At 42.5% G+C, this 26,235-nt stretch carries 22 protein-coding genes and 1 tRNA gene; 12 read left to right on the forward strand and 11 right to left on the reverse strand.

The features are described 5' to 3' along the window. Positions 1 to 35 precede the first annotated feature (35 nt). From CLV51_RS05385 to CLV51_RS05395, 3 genes are all read left to right on the forward strand, one after another. Positions 36 to 728: a helix-turn-helix transcriptional regulator gene (locus CLV51_RS05385; protein WP_245898622.1), complete on the forward strand. Its 693-nt coding sequence runs from the start codon at positions 36 to 38 to the stop codon at positions 726 to 728. A 176-nt stretch (positions 729 to 904) separates the two neighbouring features. Next, positions 905 to 1,294, forward strand: a complete 390-nt coding sequence (gene tssD / locus CLV51_RS05390) for a type VI secretion system tube protein TssD (RefSeq protein WP_106526968.1) — start codon at positions 905 to 907, stop codon at positions 1,292 to 1,294. 288 nt (positions 1,295 to 1,582) lie between these two features. Next, positions 1,583 to 2,128, forward strand: coding sequence for a GNAT family N-acetyltransferase (locus CLV51_RS05395; RefSeq protein WP_106526969.1), 546 nt, complete (start codon positions 1,583 to 1,585; stop codon positions 2,126 to 2,128). A gap of 87 nt (positions 2,129 to 2,215) precedes the next feature. On the opposite strand, the gene CLV51_RS05400 is transcribed toward CLV51_RS05395, so the two are convergent. Then, the gene (locus CLV51_RS05400; protein ID WP_106527587.1) at positions 2,216 to 3,043 is read right to left on the reverse strand and encodes an alpha/beta fold hydrolase; all 828 of its coding nucleotides are present in this window, start codon (positions 3,041 to 3,043) and stop codon (positions 2,216 to 2,218) included. Between the two features lie 200 nt (positions 3,044 to 3,243). On the opposite strand from CLV51_RS05400, the gene CLV51_RS05405 reads away from it, so the two are divergent. Then, complete coding sequence (locus CLV51_RS05405; RefSeq protein ID WP_106526970.1) at positions 3,244 to 4,101, forward strand: AraC family transcriptional regulator; 858 nt, start codon at positions 3,244 to 3,246, stop codon at positions 4,099 to 4,101. Between the two features lie 384 nt (positions 4,102 to 4,485). On the opposite strand, the gene CLV51_RS05410 is transcribed toward CLV51_RS05405, so the two are convergent. From CLV51_RS05410 to CLV51_RS05425, 4 genes are all read right to left on the reverse strand, one after another. Then, positions 4,486 to 4,572: transfer RNA gene (locus CLV51_RS05410), tRNA-Ser, on the reverse strand. A gap of 89 nt (positions 4,573 to 4,661) precedes the next feature. Next, positions 4,662 to 5,357, reverse strand: a complete 696-nt coding sequence (gene aqpZ / locus CLV51_RS05415; RefSeq protein ID WP_106526971.1) for an aquaporin Z — start codon at positions 5,355 to 5,357, stop codon at positions 4,662 to 4,664. Positions 5,358 to 5,518: 161 nt separating this feature from the next. Next, the gene (locus CLV51_RS05420; RefSeq protein WP_106527588.1) at positions 5,519 to 6,556 is read right to left on the reverse strand and encodes an asparaginase; all 1,038 of its coding nucleotides are present in this window, start codon (positions 6,554 to 6,556) and stop codon (positions 5,519 to 5,521) included. A 41-nt stretch (positions 6,557 to 6,597) separates the two neighbouring features. After that, a complete protein-coding gene (locus CLV51_RS05425; protein ID WP_106526972.1) occupies positions 6,598 to 7,368 on the reverse strand; it encodes a TatD family hydrolase in 771 nt (256 codons plus the stop codon). Positions 7,369 to 7,471: 103 nt separating this feature from the next. On the opposite strand from CLV51_RS05425, the gene CLV51_RS05430 reads away from it, so the two are divergent. Beyond that, a complete protein-coding gene (locus CLV51_RS05430) occupies positions 7,472 to 8,356 on the forward strand; it encodes a hypothetical protein (RefSeq protein ID WP_106526973.1) in 885 nt (294 codons plus the stop codon). Positions 8,357 to 8,548: 192 nt separating this feature from the next. Here CLV51_RS05430 and CLV51_RS05435 read toward each other — a convergent pair whose 3' ends face one another. Continuing rightward, positions 8,549 to 9,175 (reverse strand): polysaccharide deacetylase family protein, encoded by a 627-nt coding sequence (locus CLV51_RS05435; RefSeq protein ID WP_106526974.1) that lies wholly within the window; start codon positions 9,173 to 9,175, stop codon positions 8,549 to 8,551. 150 nt (positions 9,176 to 9,325) lie between these two features. Between CLV51_RS05435 and gltX the strand changes: the two genes are divergently transcribed. Continuing rightward, complete coding sequence (gene gltX, locus CLV51_RS05440; protein ID WP_106526975.1) at positions 9,326 to 10,855, forward strand: glutamate--tRNA ligase; 1,530 nt, start codon at positions 9,326 to 9,328, stop codon at positions 10,853 to 10,855. 139 nt (positions 10,856 to 10,994) lie between these two features. Here the strand turns inward: gltX and CLV51_RS05445 are convergent, their stop codons facing one another. Next, positions 10,995 to 12,665 (reverse strand): glutamine--tRNA ligase/YqeY domain fusion protein, encoded by a 1,671-nt coding sequence (locus tag CLV51_RS05445; protein WP_146151226.1) that lies wholly within the window; start codon positions 12,663 to 12,665, stop codon positions 10,995 to 10,997. A 104-nt stretch (positions 12,666 to 12,769) separates the two neighbouring features. Here CLV51_RS05445 and CLV51_RS05450 point away from each other — a divergent pair, with 104 nt between their 5' ends. The 6 genes from CLV51_RS05450 to fumC all read left to right on the forward strand — a co-directional run bounded on the left by CLV51_RS05450 (position 12,770) and on the right by fumC (position 18,572). Further along, the gene (locus tag CLV51_RS05450) at positions 12,770 to 13,189 is read left to right on the forward strand and encodes a cobalamin B12-binding domain-containing protein (protein WP_106526976.1); all 420 of its coding nucleotides are present in this window, start codon (positions 12,770 to 12,772) and stop codon (positions 13,187 to 13,189) included. A gap of 92 nt (positions 13,190 to 13,281) precedes the next feature. Continuing rightward, positions 13,282 to 14,115: a hypothetical protein gene (locus CLV51_RS05455; RefSeq protein WP_106527590.1), complete on the forward strand. Its 834-nt coding sequence runs from the start codon at positions 13,282 to 13,284 to the stop codon at positions 14,113 to 14,115. 101 nt (positions 14,116 to 14,216) lie between these two features. Beyond that, the gene (locus CLV51_RS05460; protein ID WP_106526977.1) at positions 14,217 to 14,993 is read left to right on the forward strand and encodes a porin family protein; all 777 of its coding nucleotides are present in this window, start codon (positions 14,217 to 14,219) and stop codon (positions 14,991 to 14,993) included. Positions 14,994 to 15,022: 29 nt separating this feature from the next. Then, positions 15,023 to 16,195, forward strand: a complete 1,173-nt coding sequence (locus tag CLV51_RS05465; RefSeq protein ID WP_158266936.1) for a S41 family peptidase — start codon at positions 15,023 to 15,025, stop codon at positions 16,193 to 16,195. A 43-nt stretch (positions 16,196 to 16,238) separates the two neighbouring features. Further along, positions 16,239 to 17,015 (forward strand): enoyl-CoA hydratase/isomerase family protein, encoded by a 777-nt coding sequence (locus tag CLV51_RS05470; RefSeq protein ID WP_106526979.1) that lies wholly within the window; start codon positions 16,239 to 16,241, stop codon positions 17,013 to 17,015. Positions 17,016 to 17,171: 156 nt separating this feature from the next. After that, on the forward strand, positions 17,172 to 18,572 hold the full coding sequence (gene fumC / locus CLV51_RS05475; protein WP_106526980.1) for a class II fumarate hydratase: 1,401 nt from the start codon (positions 17,172 to 17,174) through the stop codon (positions 18,570 to 18,572). A 227-nt stretch (positions 18,573 to 18,799) separates the two neighbouring features. Here fumC and CLV51_RS05480 read toward each other — a convergent pair whose 3' ends face one another. The 4 genes from CLV51_RS05480 to CLV51_RS05495 form a co-directional block, all read right to left on the reverse strand. Further along, a complete protein-coding gene (locus CLV51_RS05480; protein ID WP_106526981.1) occupies positions 18,800 to 21,661 on the reverse strand; it encodes a TonB-dependent receptor in 2,862 nt (953 codons plus the stop codon). Between the two features lie 339 nt (positions 21,662 to 22,000). Further along, positions 22,001 to 22,654 carry a lipoprotein signal peptidase gene (locus CLV51_RS05485; RefSeq protein ID WP_106526982.1) on the reverse strand — a complete coding sequence of 218 codons (654 nt, stop codon included), beginning with the start codon at positions 22,652 to 22,654 and terminating at the stop codon, positions 22,001 to 22,003. A 61-nt stretch (positions 22,655 to 22,715) separates the two neighbouring features. Then, on the reverse strand, positions 22,716 to 25,220 hold the full coding sequence (locus tag CLV51_RS05490) for a bifunctional UDP-N-acetylmuramoyl-tripeptide:D-alanyl-D-alanine ligase/alanine racemase (protein WP_106526983.1): 2,505 nt from the start codon (positions 25,218 to 25,220) through the stop codon (positions 22,716 to 22,718). A 57-nt stretch (positions 25,221 to 25,277) separates the two neighbouring features. After that, positions 25,278 to 26,231: a TerC/Alx family metal homeostasis membrane protein gene (locus CLV51_RS05495; protein WP_106526984.1), complete on the reverse strand. Its 954-nt coding sequence runs from the start codon at positions 26,229 to 26,231 to the stop codon at positions 25,278 to 25,280. Positions 26,232 to 26,235 lie beyond the last annotated feature (4 nt).

Raw genomic sequence — 26,235 nt, forward strand, 5'->3', positions numbered from 1 at the left:
CAGGATATTTCCTATATACTATTTATTTCAGGTCCATGATTGAGCATGCTGTATTAAGTAATGATAAAGCCTGTCTGGAAGAAAAGTTAAAGGCTTTGCAAGCCATAGACCAGGAGTTGCCGGCAGTTGTGATTGTGATGAACGTATTGGGTGATTATGTGGAATATATGTCTCCGCAAGGATGCAGGCAACTGGGTATTACACTGGAGGCCCTGCGGGCTATGGGTTCGGGGTATTATGAAACTTTCTTTAATCCACATGATGTGGCAGATTATCTGCCTAAAATCATTGCTATGCTGGATGCGCCGGCTACTGCTAATATTGTGGTTACTTTTTTTCAACAGGTACGGTTAGCATCTACCCGCGACTGGGTGTGGCATCTGGGTTCTACCCGTGTATTTATCAGGGATGCCGCGGGTAAGCCTACACATGTTATCACCTGCGTGATTCCTGTTGATTCGCTGCACCATGTTACCAGTAAGGTAAACCGGTTGCTGGAAGAGAATAATTTTCTGCGCCGGAATCAGCATGTTTTTGCTTCGCTTACTAAAAGAGAGAAGGAAATTTTGCGACTGATGGCGCTGGGTTTCAGTGCCGGCGATATTGCGGATAAAGTACACATCTCTGAAAAAACAGCGGTTACTCACCGGCGTAATATTAAAGCCAAGATTGGTGCGCAGTCCAGCTACGACTTAACTAGTTTTGCGCAGGCATTTGACCTCATCTGAAGATACTTACCTGGCAGCAGCCTGATGTTGCGTGCATAAGTAATCAAGGACAGTAATCATGAAAAAATAACCGGAAATTTTATACGCATATTAGGAGAAATGTGTATTTTCATTGTGTATACCATATTTTTTGCCTGACTGTTTGCTTTGCAACAGATCTGTTAACCAAACCAATTATGTCCTTTAAAGCTGTATTCACCATTGACGGAGAAGAGATGAATATCCTGGAATGTAGGTTTTCATTTTCCCAAAACACGGACCATAACGGCAAGCCTGCTGCCCGACCCAAAGGAGGCACTATTAATTTGCTGATAGAATCAGCCGGAGAAACCAGCCTGTTCGACTGGATGATTTCCAACACACAAACCAAGAATGGGAGTATCACCTTTTTTCGACGTGATTCCATGTCGCGGCTCAAAGAGCTGAGGTTTACAGATGCTTATTGCGTAGAGTATACGGAGCTGTTTAATGCTTCCAATGCGAATCCACTGCAAATTGAGTTAACCTTGTCTACCCGGGAAATGAAGCTGAATAATTCGGTTTATCAGAACCCCTGGCCTATATAAGTTCCTTCTATATTATTTACGCAGCACCCTGTTTACTGGCCGTAATGCCAGGGTGACAATTCATGTCCCATGTAAGCATGATCTGGTGCAACAAAAAAGGGATAGACTATTGTCTATCTCTTTTTTGTTTAAGTATTTAAATTCTCGTGTATAATCATCTTTTTTCAGTAATTTTCATTTCTATGAGCTAACTGAACTTAGGCCATCACACAAAACTGTGTTATCACAATTCGTGATCGCATCTCAAAGAGAAAGCCTCCTTTTATCATCTGTACTAAACATCACGATATGCTTGCACTTAATTTCACTCCATTTCCTGCATTAACAACAGCACGTTTTATTTTAAGGGCACTTGCACTAACAGATGATAATGAAATTGCTGCATTGCGCTCTGATGAACGCGTAAATAAATTTCTTCACAGACCAGCAACAACCACTATCGAAGAGGCCCGGCAGTTTATAAAAAAAATAATTGACGCAATAACCCGCAACGAATCGTTGTACTGGGTCATCACTTCAAAGGATGATAATCAACTGATGGGTACTATTTGTTATTGGAATATTTCAATTGAAGATGACCTTGCAGAAATTGGGTATGAACTACATCCTGACTTTCAGGGAAAAGGAGTGATGCAGGAGGTTATAGCAAAGGTGATCAGTTATGGTGTAGAGGAAATGCGTTTGAAAGTGATCACAGCTTTTCCTTTTGCAGGTAATGATAAATCTATAAAACTTTTGGAGAAAAATGATTTTAAAATAGATAAAGATTTGAAAGTGATAGCTGAGGAGGGTGAAGATATAGCCGATATTTTGTGCTATTCACGGAAGGCGTAGGAGAATATCTTTAAAACAAAAGAACAGCTCCTGTTTTTGAGCTGTTCTTTTGCCGGAAATTTCATTTTAGTTCTTAATTAAAGATAATTACCTGACTAAAAGAAACGCAAGGAGCGACTTTTCAAAATCGTTCTGATATTCCACATTCGACATGTGCACTGAAGGTAAAATTATTAATTTTGAATCAGGTATTGTGGCAGCCATCCTTTGACTGTCTTCGGGTTTTGTCACCAAATCGTGCTTTCCCGCAATAATAAGCGTGTTATTAGGTATCAATGAAATTGTTTTACGCATATCGGCATCACGGACAGCCGCAAATGACCCGGCTAAACCTTGAGGGTTTGTATTGAGTACCATATCACGAAAAACAGACACAATACTATCTTTTTCTTCTATCATTTTTTTAGGGAACCAGTTTTTTATAAACATATCAGCGAATCCATTCATATCCGGATTCTCTCTTAAAGATTTTATATTATTGTTAAATTGACTCAATGGCCCGAGATGGGATGATGTATTTACCAGGATTAGCTTATCAATCCTTTCAGGGGTATGAATACCCAACCATTGTCCGATAAAACCGCCCATTGAAAGACCGCAAAAATGTACTTTGGCTATATTTAAATAGTCAAGTAATTCGATTACATCAAGCCCCATTCTGTCAATGGAATAGTCACCTAAAGGGTGATCAGAGGCTCCACTGCCCCGGGTGTCAAATCGAATTATTCTAAAGTGCTTACCAAGTGTGGTTATTTGTGCATCCCACATGTGAAAGTTAGTTGCAATAGAGTTGGAAAGTACCAATACGGGCTTATCATTGTCGCCATCTATTTGGTAAGCTATGCGGCAGCCATCACCTGTTATAAAAAATTGCATATTTTCTTTTGATAGATTATTTGATACTGATGTTTCCATGTGTGTAATTTTTTTCTTTGATACATTTTGAGCGTAGAGTAGGTTGACGCTTGTAAGCAGACACGAACCCAAAACAAACTTTCTTAATCCTTTCTTAAAAATCATCCTGAAATATTTTTTGATTATTGAATACAAAATTATAGTAGACGAAATTTATACACATTTAAAAAGAAAGGTTTTCTTTGTACTTTTACGGGTTTATGAAAGAAAAGCAATTACACCAGCCATTTGAATTGTACATTTCTGATATTGAAGAGTGGGAAGAACGTGCTTTAATTTATCACTTTTTTGAAATCGTACAAATATTAGAAGGCGAAGGGATACGTGTAGTAAATGAAAATAACTTCTCTTATCAAAAAGGTGATATATTTTTGTTTACACCTTTAGACTGTAGAGGGTTTAAGAGTATTAAAGCTACCAAATTCTGCTCCATTAGGTTTTCCGAAGTTTTTCTTACCGACTATAAAAGTATTTCAATGAGGGAAAGAATTACCCTATGGTTAAATCAATTGGAGCAAATTTTTTATCAGCACAATCGCTTTCAGCCTGTAATGATTAGGAATAAAAACGATGGCAAAATGATAACCAATTTAATTGATAGTCTTGGTAGTGAATTTGATCATAAACAAGCTTATTTTGAAGACAATTTGCAGCATTTAATTACAGTCATTCTTAACCTGTTATCTAGAAATGTCATCAACCATGTCACTGCAGGTAATCAACACAAGGAACCACTCATCAATAAAATTGTACTACACATAAGACAAAACATTTACAAAAAAGAAGAATTAAAAGTAAAATATTTGGCGACAAAATTTAATCTTTCTGCCAACTATGTGGGTGAATATTTCAAAAAAATAACAGGAGAAAGTTTGCAGGATTATATCAAATTATATAAGATGAAAAGTGTAGAACAACGACTTATTTTTAGTGATAATAGGATTGGTGAGATAGCAGACGAATTAGGATTTACAGATGAGAGCCATTTAAGTACGCAGTTTAAAAAGCATAGTGGTTATAGCCCTACCGAATATAGGAAGAACAAAAGACCAGAATAAAATACCATGCAAAACATCATCAACAAAACAGCCCGTTGTTTTTTGACTGCTATAATAATTTATATTTTTGGAATATTAAATCCACTCTCAAACATTGGCGGAAATCTCCGGGCAGAAACGGCGATCCGTAATTTATAGAGGAATGCAGACAACTATTATTATGCTGTAGAGAACAAAATTATTAATATATCTCAGAGAAATTAATTTAAAATAGTCGGATTTGTTTAAGGAGTTCAGATAATTCCTTATCGGAAATATTTGCTTGCTCAGGTTTATCATAAATATCAAGAAGGAAGACCAATTTGTCAGCTATAACAACGTGGATAATTCAGGGAATTACACCAACAAAAAAGGGACAGACTTGCGTCCATCCCTTTAAAGCTGCGGAGAAGAAGGGATTCGAACCCTTGAAGCCCTTTCAAGCTTACACACTTTCCAGGCGTGCCGGTTCAACCACTCCCGCACTTCTCCGTGATTATCTTCTGAATAAAAAAGGAAGAGTTGATTTTCCAATTCAGGGTTGCAAAGATAATCCTTTACTTCAAATTTCAAAGAAAATTTTAATTCTTATCATAGAGCTTCCATATACCACCACCTAAAAGGCCACCAATAACGGGTCCTACAATAAATACCCAGAGGTTGGCGATAGCCGGACCACCTACAAATAAAGCGGGGCCAATACTCCTTGCCGGGTTCACAGATACACCTGTTACGGGTATCCCTACAATGTGAATTAAAGTAAGCGCCAAGCCAATGGCTACGCCTGCAAACGCCCCGTTTTTATTGTTTTTGCTGGTGCTGCCATGTACCACTACCAGGAAGATAGCAGTAAACACTATTTCGGCTACTAATCCACTGATGAGGGAGTAATGATCCGGGGAGCCGGGATCTCCTACACCATTTGCACCAAGACCATTTGCGGCAAGACTGTAATCAGCTTTGCCCTGCGCAATAAAATAGAGGACCGCAGATGCCGCAATAGCACCCGCTATCTGCGCCACAATGTACGCGCCAGCATCCTTACCTGAAATTTTGCCGGTAGACAGCATAGAAATAGTAATTGCCGGATTGATATGGCATCCTGAAATATGGCCTACTGCGTAAACCATAGCGAGTACCGATAATCCAAAAGCAAAGGCAATACCCAGAAAGCCTACATGTGTACCAGCTAATACTGCGCTGCCACAACCCATTAATACCAATACGAAGGTGCCAAAGAATTCTGCAATACATTTCTGTGATAACGAAACCGTCATAGCGAATAGATTTTTGTGATGAATAGAAAGATTTAGGAGTAGATAAAAGGATTTATAGGGTCCTCACGACGAATTAAATTTACCGTAAATATTTTGAATTAAAAAAAAGCGGGAAGCACCGTTTAGAGCACTTCCCGCTAATGCATAAATATATACTACTACTAATACACTTCAATAGGTGTTAATTCGCCCCGCAGTGGCATTTCAATTTGTTTCCTGGTTTCCTCCGGAGATAATCCCTGTCCCAGTACAAACATCAGTTTTGTTACAGCTGCTTCAAAGGTCATGTCATGGCCGCTTACCACGCCTATTTCTACCAGGTGCTGACTGGTTTCATATTTACCCAGTTCCACAGAACCACCATCACATTGCGTAATATCTACTACCAGTGCACCGTTATCGATTACCTTTTTGATGCTCTCAATAAACCAGGGTTGTGTATTGGTGTTGCCACTACCAAAAGTCTCCATGATCACACCTTTCAAGCCGGATACACTCAGTGTGGCTTCTACCGCTTTGCGTGTAATGCCGGGAAATAGTTTTAATACGGTGATATTTGTTTCCAGTTCTTTATGCACCTTCAGGGGTTGTGCAGGTGGTGGTAAGATGAACTGGTTTTTGAATTTAATATCAATACCGGCTTCGGCCAGCTGGGGATAGTTCATGGTGTAAAACGCCTCAAATTTTTCCGCATTATATTTTTTGGAGCGATTACCCCTGAATAGTGAGAAATCAAAATAGATACATACTTCCGGAACCATGGAAGCCGTGCCGTTATTTTGCCGGGTGCAGGCTATTTCCATAGCGGTAATAATGTTTTCCTTGGCATCTGTACGTATTTTACCAATGGGCAACTGAGAGCCTGTTAAGATCACAGGTTTGGATAAGTTCTCCAGCATAAAGCTCAGTGCAGAAGCCGTGAAAGCCATGGTATCTGAACCATGCAATATTACAAAGCCATCATAACGATCGTACCGGTCTTCGATAATACTGGCCAGTTCTACCCAGATTTCCGGTTGCATATCAGAAGAATCAATAGGCGGATTAAATGCATACACATAAAAATCGATACCCATCCGGTACAGTTCCGGTAAATTATTCCTTATCTCGTTAAAGCCTATCGGGCGCAGTGCTTTGGTTTTATCATCGTAGATCATACCAACAGTACCGCCCGTATAAATAATCAATATCTTACTCATTGTGCTAGTAGCCATTGCCTGCAAAGGTATCCACTAAACAGTTAGAGCATTTTAAATAATTTCAGCGCATTACTGCTTGTAATAGCGGCTACGTCTTCTATTTTTAGATTTTTTATATCTGCTACCTTTTCTCCCGCCAGCGGGAGGTATGCACTTTCATTGCGTTTACCACGGTAAGGAACCGGTGCCAGGTAGGGCGCATCTGTTTCCAGTACGATATGAGCCATGTCAATTTCTTCGAGGAGTTTATCGAGGCCGGATTTCTTAAATGTTACCACGCCGCCTATACCCAGGTAAAAGCCCAGATCAATGATTTCCTTAGCTTCTTCCAGGGTGCCCGAAAAACAGTGAAATACACCGGTTAAACGGCCGTCCTGTAAGCCTTTTACTTCGTTGATGCATTCCCGTGTGGACTCCCGGCTGTGGATAGCTACAGGTAGCTGGTATTCTCTTGCCAGTAACAATTGTTCCTGGAATGCCAGGTACTGCTGTGTGAGGAAGGTCTTATCCCAGTAAAAATCCAGCCCTATCTCCCCGATTGCCTTGAATGGGCGCTGTTGCAGCCATGCCTTAACCAGGTCCAGCTGCACGTCTACATCTTCCTTTACATAACAGGGATGGATGCCCATCATGGCATAAACATGCTCCGGATGCTGTAATTCCAGCTGTAACATGCTGTCAATAGAGGTTTCATCGATATTAGGTAAAAACAGTTTATCTACACCCGCTGCCAGTGCCCGTGCCACCATCTCTTCCCGGTCTGCTTCAAATTCTTCAGAATACAAGTGGGCGTGGGTATCTATCCAAAGCATAATAATAAATTTATTAAATTTGTAATTTCTTTAATATTTAAACGATATCTTTATCTTTACAAAGGTAAAGCCCGAAGAACCTAATTGCTAAAAAACCTAAACTATGAAAAGCTATTTCAGTACAAACCGTGTGCTGGCATGGACAATTGGAAGCGTGGTAGTTGCCACTCTCTTCTTTGCCTGCAAAAAACAAGTAACCACAGATACTGCCCCCAACAACGAAAGTGATAACACCACCTTTACAGCTGCTGCGCATGAAGTTAAGGTGAGTGGCATCTATAGCGACCTGTTTCAAACGGTGTCGACTGTAGCTGTTTCACAAGGGGTGGCGCGTCAGGGCTCCAGCTCTAAGGATATGGCCGCTAATCCCTCGTGCCCGTCAGCAGAATTAGATATTACCAGCAATACATGGCCTAAACACCTGAAAGTAGATTTTGGCCCGTCTTGCGCAGATGCTTTTGGCACCTATCGCAGCGGCGTTTGGAATATTACCCTGGATGGTCCCCTGCGCAAGGCAGGTTCCACTTTTACGGTAAGTCTGAGTAATTATAAAGTAGATGGCATCCCTGTAGAAGGTACAGTTACAATCAGGATCCTCAGCTACAATACTACAGATGGTATACAATTCAGCAGTGAGGTAACCGGAGGAAGGGTATCTTTCTCTGATTCACTGATCGTTGATTATGTCAGCAAAAGAACATTCAAACAAATTGAAGGTGGCGCTACCCCGGATATCCCGTCCAATGCCGGTTTCAGCGTAGATGGTACTGCTACCCTCACTTACGAGAAAGGAGCTCCTGCAGGTACTGTCATTACTTTTACTACACTGACATCCCTCATAAAAAGATGGAGCTGTGGACATATCGTTCAGGGACAACTTAAAATCGACTTCAACAATATATCTGGTGTAATTGACTATGGTGATGGAAAATGTGATTCCATTGCAACCATTAAAATAGGCGATAAAGTGAAAGAAATTAAACTGTAATTGTCTTATTCAGGATTAAACTGATTATGCTGATTACCCTGATTTTATTTTTTTGATTAAGAAAAGATTTAAAAAAGATTAGCGAAGATCGGGGCGGATATATTCGCTTCTATCTTCGCTAATCTTTTCTTAATCAAAAAAATAAAATCAGGGTAATCAGCATAATCAGTTTAATCCTGAGTAAGACAATTTTCATTGTGGCAATGCCGCTATCTCATACTTTTGTTTCTTACAATATTCCAGCACACGGGGCAACGCATAAGATAACCGCTCCCAGGCCTTGGTACTGTCGTGGAAAACGATGATAGAACCAGGTTGTATTTTAAATACTACATTCTGCACACAGGCTTCCCCGTTAATATTGGGATCAAAGTCGCCGCTTAGTATATCCCACATAATAATTTTAGCTCCCGGAATCTTTTTCTTTATCTGCCTGATCTGAAAAGGGGTGATCCTGCCATAGGGAGGTCTGAATAAGGAAGATGTAACATATTTCCTGGCCTCCAGTATATTCTCAAGATACTTATCTGTATTGGTTTCCCAGCCATTCAGATGATTGTGGGTATGATTGCCGGTAGCATGGCCAGCCTCCAGTATCTGCTGATAAATTGCAGGATACTCCACTACATTTTTACCTATACAAAAAAAGGTGGCTTTGGCATTATACTTTGCCAGTTGTTCCAGCACAAATGGAGTGGCCTGTGGATGAGGGCCATCATCGAAAGTGAGATATACTGTATTGCTGGCTGCTGATAGATTCCAGATGCAGCTTTTGTATAAGGCCTTTAATATACCAGGAGTTTTAGTAAGATAGAACATATTGGCTTTTAGCTTTTAGCGATTAGCTCATGGGCTGCAATATAATCAATGTGTGATAGTCATATAGTGTATTAAAATATTTTAATCCCGGCGATTGATGTGTTGGCTAAAAGCGAGTCACTAATAGCTAATTGCTTATCTTTGCCACCTATGGATCACAAAAAAGTAAGAGTGCGTTTTGCGCCCAGCCCTACTGGTGGCCTACATCTTGGAGGTGTACGCACTGTATTGTTTAACTATTTGTTTGCAAAACAGCATAAAGGCGATTTTGTGCTGCGTATTGAAGATACTGACCAGACCCGCTATGTACCCGGTGCGGAAGAGTACATCAGTGAATGTTTACGCTGGTGTGGATTAAATCCTGATGAAAGTCCGGCAGTGGGTGGTCCTTTTGCTCCTTATCGTCAGAGCGAGCGTAAAGACTCCTATCGTCAGTATGCAGAACAGCTGGTGAAATCAGGCCACGCCTATTACGCATTTGATACCCCCGAAGAGCTGGAAAGCATGCGGGAACGACTGAAAAGTCCGGAGAACCCTGCTCCGCAATATAACCATGTAGTAAGGGAAAAAATGCGCAACTCCCTCACCCTCTCCGATGCGGAAGTGCAGGAACTGCTGGTGAAAAACACACCACATGTGATCCGTATTAATATGCCTGCTAATGAAGAAGTTTCTTTTACGGACCTGGTTCGTGGTGAGGTAACTTTTCATACAGCTCAGGTAGATGATAAAGTTTTGTTGAAAGCAGATGGTATGCCTACTTATCACCTTGCGGTGGTAGCAGATGATTATCAGATGAAAATCACACACGCTTTCCGTGGAGAAGAATGGCTGCCTTCCGCGCCGGTACATCTTCTGCTCTGGAAATACCTTGGCTGGGAAGCGGATATGCCGCAATGGGCGCATTTACCGCTGATCCTGAAACCTGATGGCAACGGTAAGCTCAGCAAACGTGACGGTGATCGTTTAGGCTTCCCCGTATACGCTATGAACTGGACAGATCCCGCCACCAAAGAGGTGACCAAAGGATTCCGTGAACTGGGCTTTTTGCCGGAGGCGTTCATTAACATGCTCGTGATGCTGGGATGGAATGATGGTACTGAACAGGAAATCTTCTCTATGGAAGAGCTCATTCAGAAATTTTCTATCGACCGCGTACATAAAGCAGGTGCTAAATTCGATTACGAAAAAGCAAAATGGTTTAACCACCAATACATTCATCATAAAGACAACGAAAGCCTGGCAACCCTCTTCCAGCCTGTATTAGACGAGAAGGGTGTTACTGCTGCTCCTGATTATGTAGCTACAGTAGCTGGTCTGGTGAAAGAACGTTGTCATTTTATAAATGAGATATGGGACCATGGATTTTTCTTTTTCCAAAGTCCTTCTTCCTATGATGAAGCAGCTGTAAAACCAAAGTGGAATGCAGATAAAGAAGCGTTCTTTACTACCTGGTCTGCACAGCTGGAAACCCTCGCTGCTGCTCCTGCGGCAGAACTGGAAGCTAGCTTCAAAGCCCTGGTTACTGAAAAGAATATGAAGATGGGTGATGTACAGTTGCCTTTCCGTATTATGCTTACCGGCGGTAAGTTTGGTCCTCCTGTATTTGACATTGCTGTAACGTTGGGTATCGCTGAAACCCGCAACAGGATTGCCAAAGGATTAGAAGCATTTAAATAGTAATTGTTAGTAGTTATATAATGATAAAGGCTAAACGATGATGAGTCGTTTAGCCTTTATTATTATAATCCGTTTATTAATTTTCGTATCAATCTCCGCACATCAGGATAATCATACTAATCATATAAATATAATAGCCCTATTTCCCTTTTGCACTTTCCTTTGCCCACGCATCTTTCAGCGTCACGGTTCTGTTAAACACCACTTTCTCAGGTGTACTATCCGGATCTACTGAAAAATATCCTTTGCGCATGAACTGGAAGCGCTCACCTGGCTTGGCCTGGAGTAATCCTGGTTCTACATATGCCTCCTTGATTACCTGTAAGGAATCAGGGTTGATAAAGGATTTGAAATCTCCATCTTCCGCATTGGGGTTTTCAGAGGTAAACAAGCGGTCGTATATGCGTACTTCTGCGGTGGCAGCATGTGCAGCGCTCACCCAGTGGATGGTGCCTTTCACGGTCAGGCCGCTATGGTCGCCACCACTTTTGCTTTCAGGCATATAGGTAGCGTAGATGGTAGTGATGTTACCAGCTGCATCTTTGTCGAAGCTTTCGCCTTTAATGATGTAGGCATTCTTCAAACGCACAACCAGACCGGGGCCCAGCCGGAAGAACTTTTTTGGTGGATTTTCCATGAAGTCTTCACGCTCAATGTAGAGGGTATTGCTGAAAGGCAGGGTACGGGTACCGGCACTTTCATCTTCCGGATTATTATCTGCGGTCATTTCTTCCACCTGTCCTTCCGGATAGTTGGTGATGACCAGTTTTACCGGATCCAACACGGCCATCACACGATTGGCTGTTTTGTTCAGTTCCTCACGGATACAGAATTCCAGCAGGCTCAGTTCAATCATGTTGTCGCGTTTCTGTACACCAACGCGTTCGCACAGCATGCGGATGCTGGCGGGCGTATAGCCACGGCGGCGCAAACCACTGATGGTAGGCATGCGCGGATCATCCCAGCCATTTACATGACCTTCTTCCACCAGCTGTTTCAGTTTTCGTTTACTCATCACCGTATAATTGAGGTTTAAACGGGCAAACTCATACTGACGGCTGGGGAAAATGTCCAGTTCTTTTATAAACCATTCGTACAGCGGACGATGCGGAATGAACTCCAGCGTACAAACAGAATGGGTAATATTTTCAATACTATCGCTTTGGCCATGGGCAAAGTCATACATCGGATAAATGCACCATTTATCACCGGTACGGTGGTGATGGGCATGTTTAATACGATAGATGAGGGGGTCGCGCATGTGCATGTTGGGCGATGCCAGGTCTACTTTAGCACGCAGCGTTTTTTCGCCGTCTTTGAATTCCCCGTTGCGCATCCGCTCAAAAAGGTCCAGGTTTTCCGCTACAGAGCGACTTCTGGCTGGTGTAGGTGTGCCGGGAGTGGTAGGCGTGCCTTTCATGGCAGCTATCTGTTCAGCGCTGGCATCTTCTACGTAAGCCAGCCCTTTTTCTATCAGCTTTACCGCAAATGCGTACAGCTGGTCAAAATAATCAGATGCATACAGTTCCTTTTCCCATTCAAAGCCCAGCCACTTGATATCTTCCTTGATAGAATCTACATATTCTGTGTCTTCTGTAACAGGATTGGTATCATCGAAGCGGAGGTTGGTTTTGCCGTTATATTTCTGTGCCAGTCCAAAGTTCAGGGCAATGGATTTGGCATGGCCAATATGCAGGTAGCCATTGGGTTCTGGCGGGAAACGTGTAAGCACACGCCCGTCATTTACGCCGTTGGCGATATCATCTTCAACAATTTGTTCTATAAAGTTGAGGGATCTTTCTTCGCTCATAATGATTTTTATCTTGGAGGGCAAATGTACGAAAAAGCCCAAAGCTACGGAAGCTAAGATCTGACAGCTAATCGTTATATTTACGTCCTCAATTATTAAATGGTATGGTCAACCCATTAAATCGTCCTGTTCGTGTATTAGTAGCTAAAGTGGGCCTGGATGGTCACGATCGTGGTGCAAAAGTGATAGCAGCGGCACTGCGGGATGCCGGCATGGAAGTTATCTACACCGGTTTACGTCAAACTCCTGAAATGGTGGTGAATGCCGCCCTGCAGGAAGATGTAGATGCTATTGGTATCAGTATCCTGTCTGGCGCGCACATGACAGTATTCCCCAAAATAATAGCCCGGATGAAAGAAAAAGGGATGCATGATGTATTGCTTACCGGTGGTGGAATCATCCCTGACGCCGATATGCAGGAACTCCAGGAAATGGGCGTTGGCAAATTATTCCCTCCGGGAACCCATACCAGGGATATTTCCGATTATATTACCGGCTGGGTGGCCAGTCACAGAAATTTTTAAAAAAATTTCAAATTGTCGTAACATTTCTTTTTCCGGGTCGTCTTTAGTTTGATATAGTGTACCAAATCTAAAAAACCATAATGCCTGTTTTTATGAAATGTAAGTTATACCCCGTTTTCCTGCTACTGTTGGTAGCCTGTAATGTTGTGCTGGCACAGGAAAATAAAGATTCTGCCAAGGCTGCTGTCAGCGATACAACCACTGATACGCACTTTAAAACCAGCTTCTCCCTTATTTTTGGTAAATATCCCAAGCACCGGGAAGGTATATACGTTACACATGGCGGGGAGGGGCCGTTGCTCTCTTTTGCTGCTATGAAAGAAAACGGGGAGCATATGCGCAATATCCCGCGATTTACCATCTTTTTCAACGTTGGAACTAATTTTAATAAAGATGTGTCCAAAAACTTAGGATTCTTTACCGGTTTTAATATTAAAAACATAGGCCTTATCTCTAAACCCAATGATTCACTGAAACTGAAACAGCGGGTATATACGCTGGGTGTTCCATTAGGTATTAAGATTGGGGATGTAACCGGTGGCAGCTTCTTTTTCTTTGCTGGTGGCGAGATAGATCTGGCCTTCAACTATAAGGAAAAACAATTTTTAAATGGCAGCAAAGTGCATAAGTTCAACGAGTGGTTCAGCGATCGCACTCCTTTGCTGATGCCGTCTTTATTTGCCGGATTCCGCATTAATCCCGGCTTCGGACTGAAAGTGCAATACTACCCGCAAAACTTCTTTAACCAGGACTTTAAAACAACTGATAAAGGCAATACTATTTATCCCAATAAAAATTTACAGGCTAACCTGGTATTTGTTTCGCTGGGATACAATTTCAGCGGTATAAATTATTTCAAAGTGAAGAAAAAAAGGCATTATATGAAGATGAAAAGTGGGAAAGCTGAGATTGAGGTGAACTATTAGCAGAGATATATGTTATTTTCGAAGTCCCGTTGCTAACTTAATTTGTTGGTTACGGGACTTCGCCTTTGTTACATCAGCCAATACTCCCAAATGGATCTCATATGAAACATAAACTATTGTTTTTTACCGCACTTTTATTGTGTTTAAATGCAGCTTCCCTAAAAACACAAGCCCAGTTTGAGATAGGCGTATCCGGTGGATACGATAAAAATTATCTGCATACCAGTACCGGGTACCGCGCTTTTACGAAGTATGATGCATTAAGTGGATTTGTAGTGGGAATTCCCATGCAATATCACTTTAACGACTGGTTGGCCATTCAGGCAGAACCCTCGTACATCCAAAAGAATTATGAGCAAAGCCGCGATCATTTTTTTGATGGCATCTTCCAAAAAACTACCAATACTTATATTCAACTGCCGTTAATGGCACACTTCTCCTTTGGTGGCCATCAACTGAGAGGTTTTGTAAATATGGGTGGATATGGTGCTTATTGGGCCGATAGCCGCATTAAGGGCGCTATGGCCAATGTATTCAATTCCGGTCCTGATCTTCCGAATAATCAGCAGGTATATAATTATTTCCAGTTTAATCAGGCATATAATTATAATGAGAAATATGCATTTGACAGTCGCCGCGATCGCCGTATGGAATTCGGGCTGGTGGCAGGTGCCGGTGTAGAATATCTGTTACACTGCAAATACAGGTTTTTTGTGGAAGGCCGGTACTATTACGGATTATCAGATCAGCAGAAAAATTATATGATCAACCAGATCCCCCGCTATAATGATACTTATGTTATTCAGGCCGGTTGCCTGTTTAGTATCAAAAACATCTTCCATCACGCTCACGAACAAGAAGTTAAGACTGCTGAATAAAATTTGTTAACAGTTTAATGCCAGATAAAATGAGACATCTACATAAATATATTTTTGCCCTCATATTGTTATTCATGGCGGCTTCCTGCCGTAAAGACATTCCGCAAATCAATGATCCCGGAAATTATATATCCGGAAATTTCGGTGAAGTATTTGACTCCTACTGGACGGGGATGAATAATAATTATGTATTCTGGGATATTGATACGGTTAATTGGGACCAGGTATACAAAACGTATAAACCACTCTTTGCTAAACTGAATCTCTACGATTCCAACGATGTAAGAAAAGGATATACTTATTTTAAGCAGCTGAGCGCCGGATTGGTGGATTCACATTATGATCTTTCGTTTAAAGATTCCTGGTTAAAGGATTCCTTTAGTATTAATCCTGCTTACCAGCGTAAAGTGGCCAGTCCGGATTATCATAATCCTATTGATATTTTCAATTTTTACGATACGATACCCCATCATTACCTGGATCCAGGTTGGAAAAGGGGGTTCACCAATGATGTAGACAAACAGTATGTAGCCGTTTCCGGTACCATTAAACAAAGTACGTTGTACTTCTTTTTCAGCGCATTTAATCTGAAAAATCTGTTTAATACGGATACTGCCAACGGGGTGAAAAGAGTAGAGCAGTATTTTTTCGATAAACTAAAAAACACACCCAATATCACCGGTATTATTATAGATGTGCGTGGCAATGGTGGTGGTAGTTTGGCTGATCTGAATTTCCTGATCGGGCAGATGATCGGTAAGCAGCTTGATTTTGGCTACACCCGTTCCAAGCAAGGCAATGGCCGCCTGGATTATTCTCCCTGGGCCCCTGCCTTTGTTACACCACAGCCGGGTGCCCGCAATATTACCGCGCCTATTATCATGCTGGCAGATGCCTGGTCCGTAAGTATGTCGGAAATAACAACGATGGCTGTGAAATCCTTACCCAACGGACATTTTGTAGGAGAGCGCACCTGGGGAGCCAATGGCCCGCTTACGGATAACAAAAATTATAACGGAGGACAGTTTTCTACAGATTACATCAACCTGGTGTATACTTCTTCCCTGATGCTGAAATACAGGGATGGGAAAATATATGAAGGCATTGGTTTTCCGCCGGATATAGAAGTGAAATACAATCAGGCTGCATTTGATGCCGGCCGCGATTTGCAGCTGGAAGCCGCTATCGGACTGATTCGTTAGGTTATTGAATATTGCTTAATATTGATAAACTAAAATACGGTCCATGTATCAGACGTTAAGCACACAACTTGAAAATAATATCCTGACTATTAGTATCAACCGCCCGGAAAAAATGAATGCCCTCAACCAGCAGGTGTTGTCGGAACTGGCGCTGGCGGTAGATGAAATATATGGCAACCAAAACATCAAAGGCGCCATCATCACCGGCTCCGGAGAAAAAGCATTTGTAGCCGGAGCAGATATTAGTGAGTTTCTCACGTTATCAGCCAAACAGGGCGAAGAGCTGGCGAAAAAAGGACATGTCATTTTTCAGCGTATAGAAAGCAGTCCAAAGCCAATTATCGCTGCAGTGAATGGTTTTGCGCTCGGCGGTGGCTGCGAGCTGGCCATGGCCTGCCATTTTCGTATAGCCAGCGAAAACGCTAAATTTGGTCAGCCGGAAGTGAGCCTGGGCCTTATTCCTGGCTATGGCGGCACCCAACGCCTCACACAGCTGGTAGGAAAAGGCAAAGCACTGGAACTGATGATGACCGGCGATATGCTCACCGCTGCCGAAGCCCAGTCATGGGGCCTGGTGAACCACGTGGTGAAACAGGAAGAACTGCTGCCCAAAGCGATATCCATCTTACAGAAAATTCAAACGAAAGCACCGCTGGCTATTGCCCGCGTGGTAAAATGTGCCAATGCAGCCCTGGATAAAAACCAGGACGGCTTTGAGCTGGAATTAAAAGAATTTGGGGCCTGCTTTGCTACAAAAGATTTACAGGAAGGGGCTGCGGCCTTTACGCAAAAAAGACAAGCGAATTTTACAGGAGAATAAACAAAGAATTACGAATTACGAATGGCGAATTACGGACAGAAGCGAGTGGTATAAATAAAGATTATACACTTATATCACTCGCTTCTGTCCGTAATTCGCCATTCGTAATTCGTAATTCTTTACTTTTGTACCCTTAATCATAAAAGCTTACGCTATATGGAATTCAGAATAGAGAAAGACACGATGGGCGAGGTGAAAGTGCCTGTAAATGCCTATTACGGCGCTCAAACACAGCGCTCCATTGAAAATTTCAAGATCGCACAGGATATCAACAAAATGCCGAAAGAAATTATCAAGGCATTTGCTTATCTGAAAAAAGCGGCGGCTTTAACCAACCTGGAAGCAGGTGTATTGCCAAAAGAAAAAAGTGATCTGATCGGCCAGGTATGTGACGAAATCCTCGAAGGTAAGCTGGACGAGCAGTTTCCACTGGTAGTATGGCAAACAGGTTCCGGTACCCAGTCCAACATGAACGTGAATGAAGTAGTAGCCTACCGCGCACACGTTATTCATGGTGGTCAGCTGACAGACAAAGAAAAATTCATTCATCCGAACGATGATGTAAATAAATCACAATCATCTAACGATACCTTCCCTACTGCAATGCATATTGCAGCTTATAAAATGCTGGCAGAAGTAACTGTTCCCGGCATTAAAAAGCTGCGTAATACGCTGGCACAAAAAGCGGAAGCATATAAAAATGTAGTGAAAATTGGTCGTACTCACTTCATGGATGCTACGCCACTTACACTCGGACAGGAAATCAGCGGCTATGTATCGCAGCTGGACCATGGTTTAAAAGCCATCAACAATACATTGGCGCATCTGAGCGAACTGGCACTGGGCGGCACTGCCGTAGGTACCGGTATTAATACGCCAAAAGGTTATTCCGAAAATGTAGCGAAAAACATCGCCATATTAACCGGTTTACCTTTCATTACTGCTGAAAATAAATTTGAAGCACTGGCAGCACACGATGCTATCGTAGAAGCCCACGGCGCTTTAAAAACTGTAGCGGTAAGTTTAATGAAGATAGCAAACGATATTCGTATGCTGAGCTCCGGCCCACGCGCAGGTATCGGTGAAATTCATATTCCGGACAATGAACCGGGTTCTTCTATCATGCCTGGCAAAGTGAATCCTACACAGTGTGAAGCACTCACCATGATTGCTGCACAGGTGATGGGTAACGATGTTACGATCAGCATTGGTGGTTCTAACGGCCACTTTGAGCTGAACGTATTTAAACCTGTAATGATCTTCAACTTCCTGCATTCTGCCCGCCTCATTGGTGATGGCTGTGTAAGCTTCAACGATAAATGTGCCGAAGGCATTGAACCTATCGAAGCTAATATCAGAAAGCACGTAGAAAATTCCCTGATGCTGGTAACAGCGCTGAACACCAGGATCGGCTACTACAAAGCAGCAGAGATTGCGCAGAAAGCGCATAAAGAAGGAACTACACTGAAAGAAATGGCAGTGAAGCTGGGTTATGTTACACCCGCTGAATTCGACGAATGGGTAGTGCCTGCGCACATGGTAGGAGAAATCAAATAATGGGTAGTCCGGCTTTGCCGGGAAATTATCTTACTCAGGATTAAACTGATTATGATGATTACCCCGATTATATTTTTTTGATTTAAAAAGATTAGCGAAGATCAAAGCGGTTATGTCCGTTTTAATCTTCGCTAATCTTTTTAAATCTATCTTAGTCAATAAAATCAGGGTAATCATCATAATCAGTTTAATCCTGAGTAAGATAATTTCCCGGCGAAGCCGGACCCTTATTTACGCTGAAACACATTATCATACGTTACCGTGAAATAGTATAATCCACGGATAGTTGGACCACCCACATACTGGAAGTACGAACTATTCAATATGTTGGAGGCACCCAGTTTAAATGAAGTCTTGATCTTCGGAACACGATAAGTGATCTGTGCATCTACTGTGCTGTAAGCAGGTACATCGCCATTGCCAAAGAGGTTTTGCCAGTAGAAAGTATCCTGCCAGTGCCATACCACATTGAATCCAATATTTTTGAACAGGTTACGGTTACCGATACTTACATTGGTAAACCATTCCGGCGTATTAAAACCAGGAATCAAAGCATCATCTTTTGTTTTATCCTGTGCAAGCTTGTTGAAGTTAGCATTACCACTTACCGTAAAACTTTTATAGATATCGTAAGTAGCAGCTACTGCAAAGCCATAGTTGTTGACAGTAGATTTGCTATTGGTCCATACCCGGTATCTGTTCTGTAAACTCTTATCCAGCATTTGGTTCAGTACAGATTGATCCGGTTTGTTTACGTCGCCGGAGGTAGGCACTACAGCTTCTATCTGGCCAATGAAATGTTTGTAGGCACTGTAATAACCATCTATGTCGATGAACAGTTTATTGTCCAGCAGCACGCCTTTGTAGCCTGCTTCAAAGGAGGTGATCTGTTCCGGAACAATCGGATCCAGGTTAGCTACTTTCAGTATACCTGCATTTTTGGCTGCAGCGGCATCTTTGGAGATATGCTCCGCATTGATGGTTTTATTTACGGCTATACCAAAAGCATCCACGGTAGTAGTGAGATAGGAATTTTTAAAGTATCCCAATCCCTGCTCAATAAATGCCAGACCACCTACGCGTCTTACCTGGCCGTTGTTTACGAAGGAATACGCTTCAAATAATGAAGGGAAGCGGAAGCCATTTTGCCAGGAAACACGGAAGTTGTGTTTGTCTTTGATGCTGTATACAGCCGCAATACGTGGATTCACTTTAGCATCAAATTGTTCGTTCTTATCGTAACGCAATGAGCCGGTGAGCTTCAACGCATCGCTAAAAAAAGTTTTGCTGATTTGTGCAAAGCCGCCTGTTTTGCCGTACCAGATGTGCTTTCCACCGGGTTGGTTACGTTTGTCTGCCGGTAAAGAGAAGTCAACAAAGTTGTTGCCATCCGGAATAATTTCATATGTGCGATAGTCGGCACCTACCAGTACATCAGCGAAGTGGATGTACTTACGCAGGTTCCAGGTACCTTCTGTATGATAGAAGCGGCTCCTTTGTAAAAGGGCAGCGCCACCACTTGTATTATTGGGATTTTTAGAAGTAGGATAGATGTCCCAGTCATTTATACTTTTTATTTTTGCCACCTGTGCATCAAAGGCCGGTGTGCCGGGAGTCCATCTGCCTGCGTCCGCAAAGGCGCGTGCAGCCTGATGTGCAGCCACCAGGTCGTCTCCGCCTGTTAAGGCATTGTTTAAACCTGTAGTATAATCTTTCAGCCATGTTTTATCAGGTTTAAAAGATTTCTCCAGGTTATCCGCCAGCGGATTCATATTGTAAGAGTCGCCGGTATTTTCGATAGAGATGTAAGAGCGGAGGGTGAAGTCCGGATGTACCAGTTCTATTTTATGATTCTGTACAGTTACTCCTCTCAGGCCAATACGGTTGCCACGCTGAAAGAAACCATCCATCTGACCATAGCGGTAGGAGTAGGATAATTCCAGTTTATGTGGTAAACGGAAATTAAAGGAGACATCTGCCTTTTTATTTTTTACGGTGAAATCACCTACCAGGTCTTTTTCCCAATAGCCGGTACGGTGTACATTGTAAGCGCGGCCATCTTTATCAATGACCTGCAGGTTACTGTTATCTCCGTATTTATTCCAGGCATCATTTGCGATATTATTAGCACCGCTCAGCTGTGGGAAGTCGGGATTGGCTTTGGGTTGCGGGTTAAAGTCGTTGTGACTGTCCGCGTACCAGTCGGTTCCCTGCATGTAGCTTAAATTGATTTTCCAGGCAAACCAGGGAGCATACGACTGGGCATAGCGTATAGCCGTTTCAGTTAGTGGTTTTGCGCCACCGGCATCGCCTACATGGTTCACCGCTATTTTCTGGTATACACTTACACCCTGGTATTGAAAAGGATTTTTAGTGATGAGGTTAGACATACCATTGATGGCATTCATACCATACAGGGCGGAAGAGGCACCTGGCGTTACTTCCACACTGGAGATATCTAACTCCGTAGGTCCGATAGCGTTACCCAGGGGTACACCCAGCGTAGCGGCCTGGTTATCCACACCGTCTACCAGTTGCATGAAGCGGAAGTTGTTGGGCACATTAAATCCGCGGGTATTAAATACTTTGAAAGTAAGACCTGCGGTGGTCATTTGTACTCCTTTCAGGTTGCCCAATGCATCATAAAAGGTAGAGGAAGGCGTTTCTTTCAGTGCCCGGATATCCAGTTTTTCGATGGCTACCGGTGAGCGAAGAAGTTTTTCCTGCTGCCTGGAAGCGGATACCACCACTTCATTTACCAGCAGGGATTGTGTAAATAACTGGATGGCCAGTTTGCTGCTGCTGCTTTTTACTTCAAATTCCTGGGCCTGATAGCCAATCAGTCTGATAATGAGTTTCAGCGGAAATTTAGAGTTGGTGGTCACATCAAAATGGCCGGTGGTATCTGTTTGCCCGCCAAATGAGGTGCCTTTAATTTGTACGGAAGCACCCGGAAGCCCGTTGCCGTGGTCGTCTGTAATTTTTCCCTGTATTACATAAGAGCCATTGAGCTGTGCCTGTACTAGTACCGGACTAAATACCAATATTATAAGGAGGTATTTAGCCAGTATAGGTAAGAACTTTTGCATAGTGTTGTCAACGTTATAGATGCTGGAAAGATAAATTGATCGTTTGAAGGGGATGGAAAGCCGTTGTCGTGCCTCAACATCGGTTTGAAAACAGGTAATTTGTAACGCTTATTATCATATAGTCTATAGAATTAGTAGACAAATATAAAAAGGGTATTTTTCATTTCAAAGCAAATGACTGTAATTATTGAAAAAAAGGAACGGCAGCAGCTGAAAATGAGCCGCAGTTGATGTTTTAATGAGCTGGGAATGATAGGATTAACGGTGTAGCGAGGATATAAAAATAAAAAAAGCGTTCACTTTCCGGCGAACGCTTTTCTATAATATGTTTATTATTTATTAAGCTACATGATCTTTCATTACTGCCTGATCGGCTGTTTTTGGATGCATATGCTTACCAAAGAACCTTTTCTGAAACAACAGGATAGCTACTACGCCGGTAGATATTGCGGCATCAGCCACATTAAACACCGGGCGGAAGAACACAAAGTAATCGCCTCCTTTAAAAGGGATCCACTTAGGCAAATACCCTTCATAAATAGGGAAATACAGCATGTCCACTACGCGACCGTGTAAAAAGCTGCCATAGCCGCCGCCTGCAGGCAAAAACTTAGCTGCTTCATAACCGATGCTATCAGTGAAAATAAGACCGTAGAACATACTGTCTATCAGATTGCCGGCAGCACCTGCCAAAATCAGGGAGCCGCAAATCAGTAACCCGGTACTGTATTTTTCTTTGATGAGTTTCTTCATATACACAAAACCCACTACCACAGCCACTAAGCGGAACATGGTGAGTAAGATCTTACCAAAGTCGCCACCAAACTTGAGCCCGTAGGCCATTCCTTCATTTTCTATAAAATGGATGCGGAACCAGTTGGGAAGGATCACAAACTCCTGCTGCATGAACATATGGGTCTTAATCCAGAATTTCAGCGCCTGGTCTATTGCCAGGATTAGGATAACGATAAATACAACGTGACGATATTTCAATTGATATTAAAATTTTATCAAAAATAATAGTTTATTTCAAAGTCGGAAGCCTGCAATATCATTATTCCTGGAAATATACTCTTTTTACACGTTGTGAAATTCCTGTTAATATTTCATAAGGAATGGTCTCAGCCCAGTCGGAAAGGTCCTGCACGGGCAAATCCTGCCCAAATACTATCACTTCATCCCCTTCCATGATATCAGGAATATTTGTAACATCCAGCATCAGCATATCCATGGCAACGGTACCTGCAACAGGTGCCAGCTTACCACGAATCAGCATTTTGCCCACACCCTGGCTTAATCTCCTTGGGTAGCCATCGGCATAACCGATACGCACGGTGGCCGTTACTGCTGGTCCTTTAGCTTCCCACTTTGCGCCGTAACCCACGGTATCACCGGCTTCCAGGTGCTTCAGCTGCGCTACTGTGGTTTTGAGTGTACTCACATTACGCAATTGATCCTGAATACCATTACTACTATCGATACCATACATGCCTATGCCCAAACGCACCATATCCAGGTGTAATTCAGGATGGCGGCTGATAGCAGCACTGTTGGCAATATGACGGATTACGGTATAGCCCAGTGCCTTTTGCAGCTCATGGCTCATATCATAAAATAGTCTGCCTTGTTGCTGGGTCAGTGCATCCTTTGCAGGGTCTTCGCTGGCAGCGAGGTGACTAAAGATAGATTGTACTTTCATTAATGGACTGGCGGTCAGCATCTGCGCCAGTTCTGCAATTTCACTTTTCACAAAACCCAGGCGATGCATGCCGGTATCCAGTTTAATATGGATCGGGAAATCTGTTTTACCCGCTGCGGTCACTTCTTCCAAAAACTGCAGTAATATCTGCATGGAATATATTTCCGGCTCAAGGTTCCAGTGAAGAATGGCGTCAAAACTGGCCGGTTCAGGGTTCATCACCATAATAGGCATGGTGATACCAGCTCTTCTCAGCTCCACGCCTTCATCTGCATAAGCTACTGCCAGGTAATCTACACCATGGAACTGCAGCAGGTTCGCAATTTCAAAACTACCACTTCCATAAGAGAAAGCCTTTACCATGGCCATTACCTTGGTATCGGGTTTTAAGAGCGACTGATACAGCTTTACATTATGCGCAATAGCTGTGAGATTGATTTCGAGGATGGTTTGATGTGCTTTCTGCTCCAGCAGTTTGCCGATTCGTTCAAATTGAAATATGCGGGCACCCTTTACCAGTATGGTTTCATTCTGAAAATCATCTGCGTTGAACTGCTGAATATATTCATCTGTGGTATTAAAGAATTGTGTTTTTAATCCTTCAATTTGTTGAAAACATTTCTTTTCCCTGCTGATATTTTTACCAATAGCCAATAGCCTGTTGATGCCTTTTTTCTGCAGGAGGTCCGCTACTTCTTCATATAAGGTAGCATCACTTTTACCACTCTGTAAGATATCACTGAGTATAACTGTGCGGGTGGCGTGCTGCTGTTGTTGTTGCAGAAAATCCAGTGCAATGGTTAAGGAGCCCAGATCCAGGCTGTAACTGTCGTTGATGACAGAACAATTATTGATACCCTGCTTCAGTTCCAGTCGCATGGCAATGTTGCTCAGCTGATTCATGCGCTGTTGTATAACTGCCTGCTCCGTGCCCAGGTATAACATGAGCGCCCAGCAATGAATCGCATTTTCAATAGAGCCTTCATCCACAAACGGGATGTTGATATGCAGTGGTTCTTGTTTGTACAGGGCATCTATGCGGCTATGGTTATCATTTTTATCAACACCGATGACGCGTAGATCAGCATCTGTTTTCCTGGACCATGAAAACAATTCCGGTCCGCCTTCCTGGTTTTCTTTTTTCCCTACCTGGCTGTGAAAGGCCAGCACACACTCATTCAGTGCCAGGTAATCTTTACAATAAATGAGGATATCACTCTTGGCAAATAATACGAGCTTCTCGTTGATCTTCTGCCTGATATTTAAAAAACCTTCACTATGAGCCTCACCGATATTGGTGAAAATGCCGATAGTAGGACGGATGATCTTTTCCAGGTTCACCATTTCACCTGGTTGTGAAATGCCGGCTTCAAAGATCGCCAGTTGGTGTTCCGGCTTCATTTGCCAAACAGATAAGGGTACACCTATCTGTGAGTTATAGCTTTTAGGACTGCGTACAATGTTGTAATCCTTTTCCAGCAGCTGATACAGCCATTCTTTTACAATGGTTTTACCATTGCTGCCGGTTACCCCGATAACAGGTATGTGAAACTGATGCCGGTGCGAAGCCACCAGCGCATGCAGGGCTTGCAACGTATCTTTTACCAGGATGAAATTGGCTTTTGGATATTTTTCGAGTGGTACAGGCTCACTCACCACAAAATTGCTGACACCTTTGCGGTACAACTCTTCTATGTATTGATGCGCATTGCGCCGTGGGCTTACCAAAGATATGAACAACGATGTTTCCGGGAAGCTGAGCTTCCGGCTGTCCAATAAGAGATGGTCAATTTCAGTAAATCCGGTCTCTTGCAACAATTCCCCTTTCAAAGTCTTGTTGATACTTGCTGCGTTATACACGTTTATCAGGTTTGAATAATCACTTAGCAGCTACAAAACATTGTTCTCAGCTGCTTTTTACTTCACTTCTGCTTCCGGTAATTCTTTTTTCTGATGGTAGAGGGAATAGAGGATAGAACCTCCAAGGCATAGCACAATTACGATTAATGATACATAAACCGGCATATGTATGGTATACATCTTCAAAAAATACTCAGCGAGCATTTTTAGTCCTATGAAAATAAGTACAATAGCAATACCCTGTGGCAGATAGGCAAATTTATCTACTGCACCCCTCAACAAAAAGAACAAGGACCTGAGTCCTAATACCGCAAATATGTTGGAGGTATACACCACCAGCGGTTGCTGTGATATGGCAAATACAGCCGGAATTGAATCCAGCGCGAATATAATATCAGTAACAGCCAGCATCACCACTACTATTGATAACGTAGTGAGATACGTCTTATTATCTTTACGAATAACAAATCGCCCTTTTGGCTCTTCTGCCGTTACCCGCATATATTTGTTCATAAAACGATAGGCAACATTTTCTTCCGGGTTAAATGTATCATCTTCCTTTGCGGTAAACATTTTGTAACCGGTGTAGATGAGAAAAGCCCCGAAAATGTATAATATCCACTCAAACTGACTGATCAGCGCCACGCCTATGGTGATAAAGATAGCCCTGAATATAATGGCCATCAGGATACCAATCAGCAATACCCGGGCATAGTTTTCTTCTTTTACCTTGAAGAAGCCGAGGATGAGGATAAATACGAAAATATTGTCAATTGATAAAGACCATTCCATGAGGTAAGCACTGAGATAGCTAACCGCCGTTACAGATCCTTCCCCATACCATAAAAATCCAAAAAAGAGCAGTGACAGTCCTACCCAAAAACAGGTTTGAAACAATGCCTTTCTGATAGAAATCTGTTCATTCTTTTTACTGAGCAAACCCAGGTCGAAAATCAGCGCCAGGACTATCACAATTCCAAAAATGAGATATGTCAACTGGGTATGCTCCATTTCA

This window comes from Chitinophaga niastensis, assembly GCF_003014755.1.
GTDB classification, from domain to species: Bacteria; Bacteroidota; Bacteroidia; order Chitinophagales; family Chitinophagaceae; genus Chitinophaga; species Chitinophaga niastensis.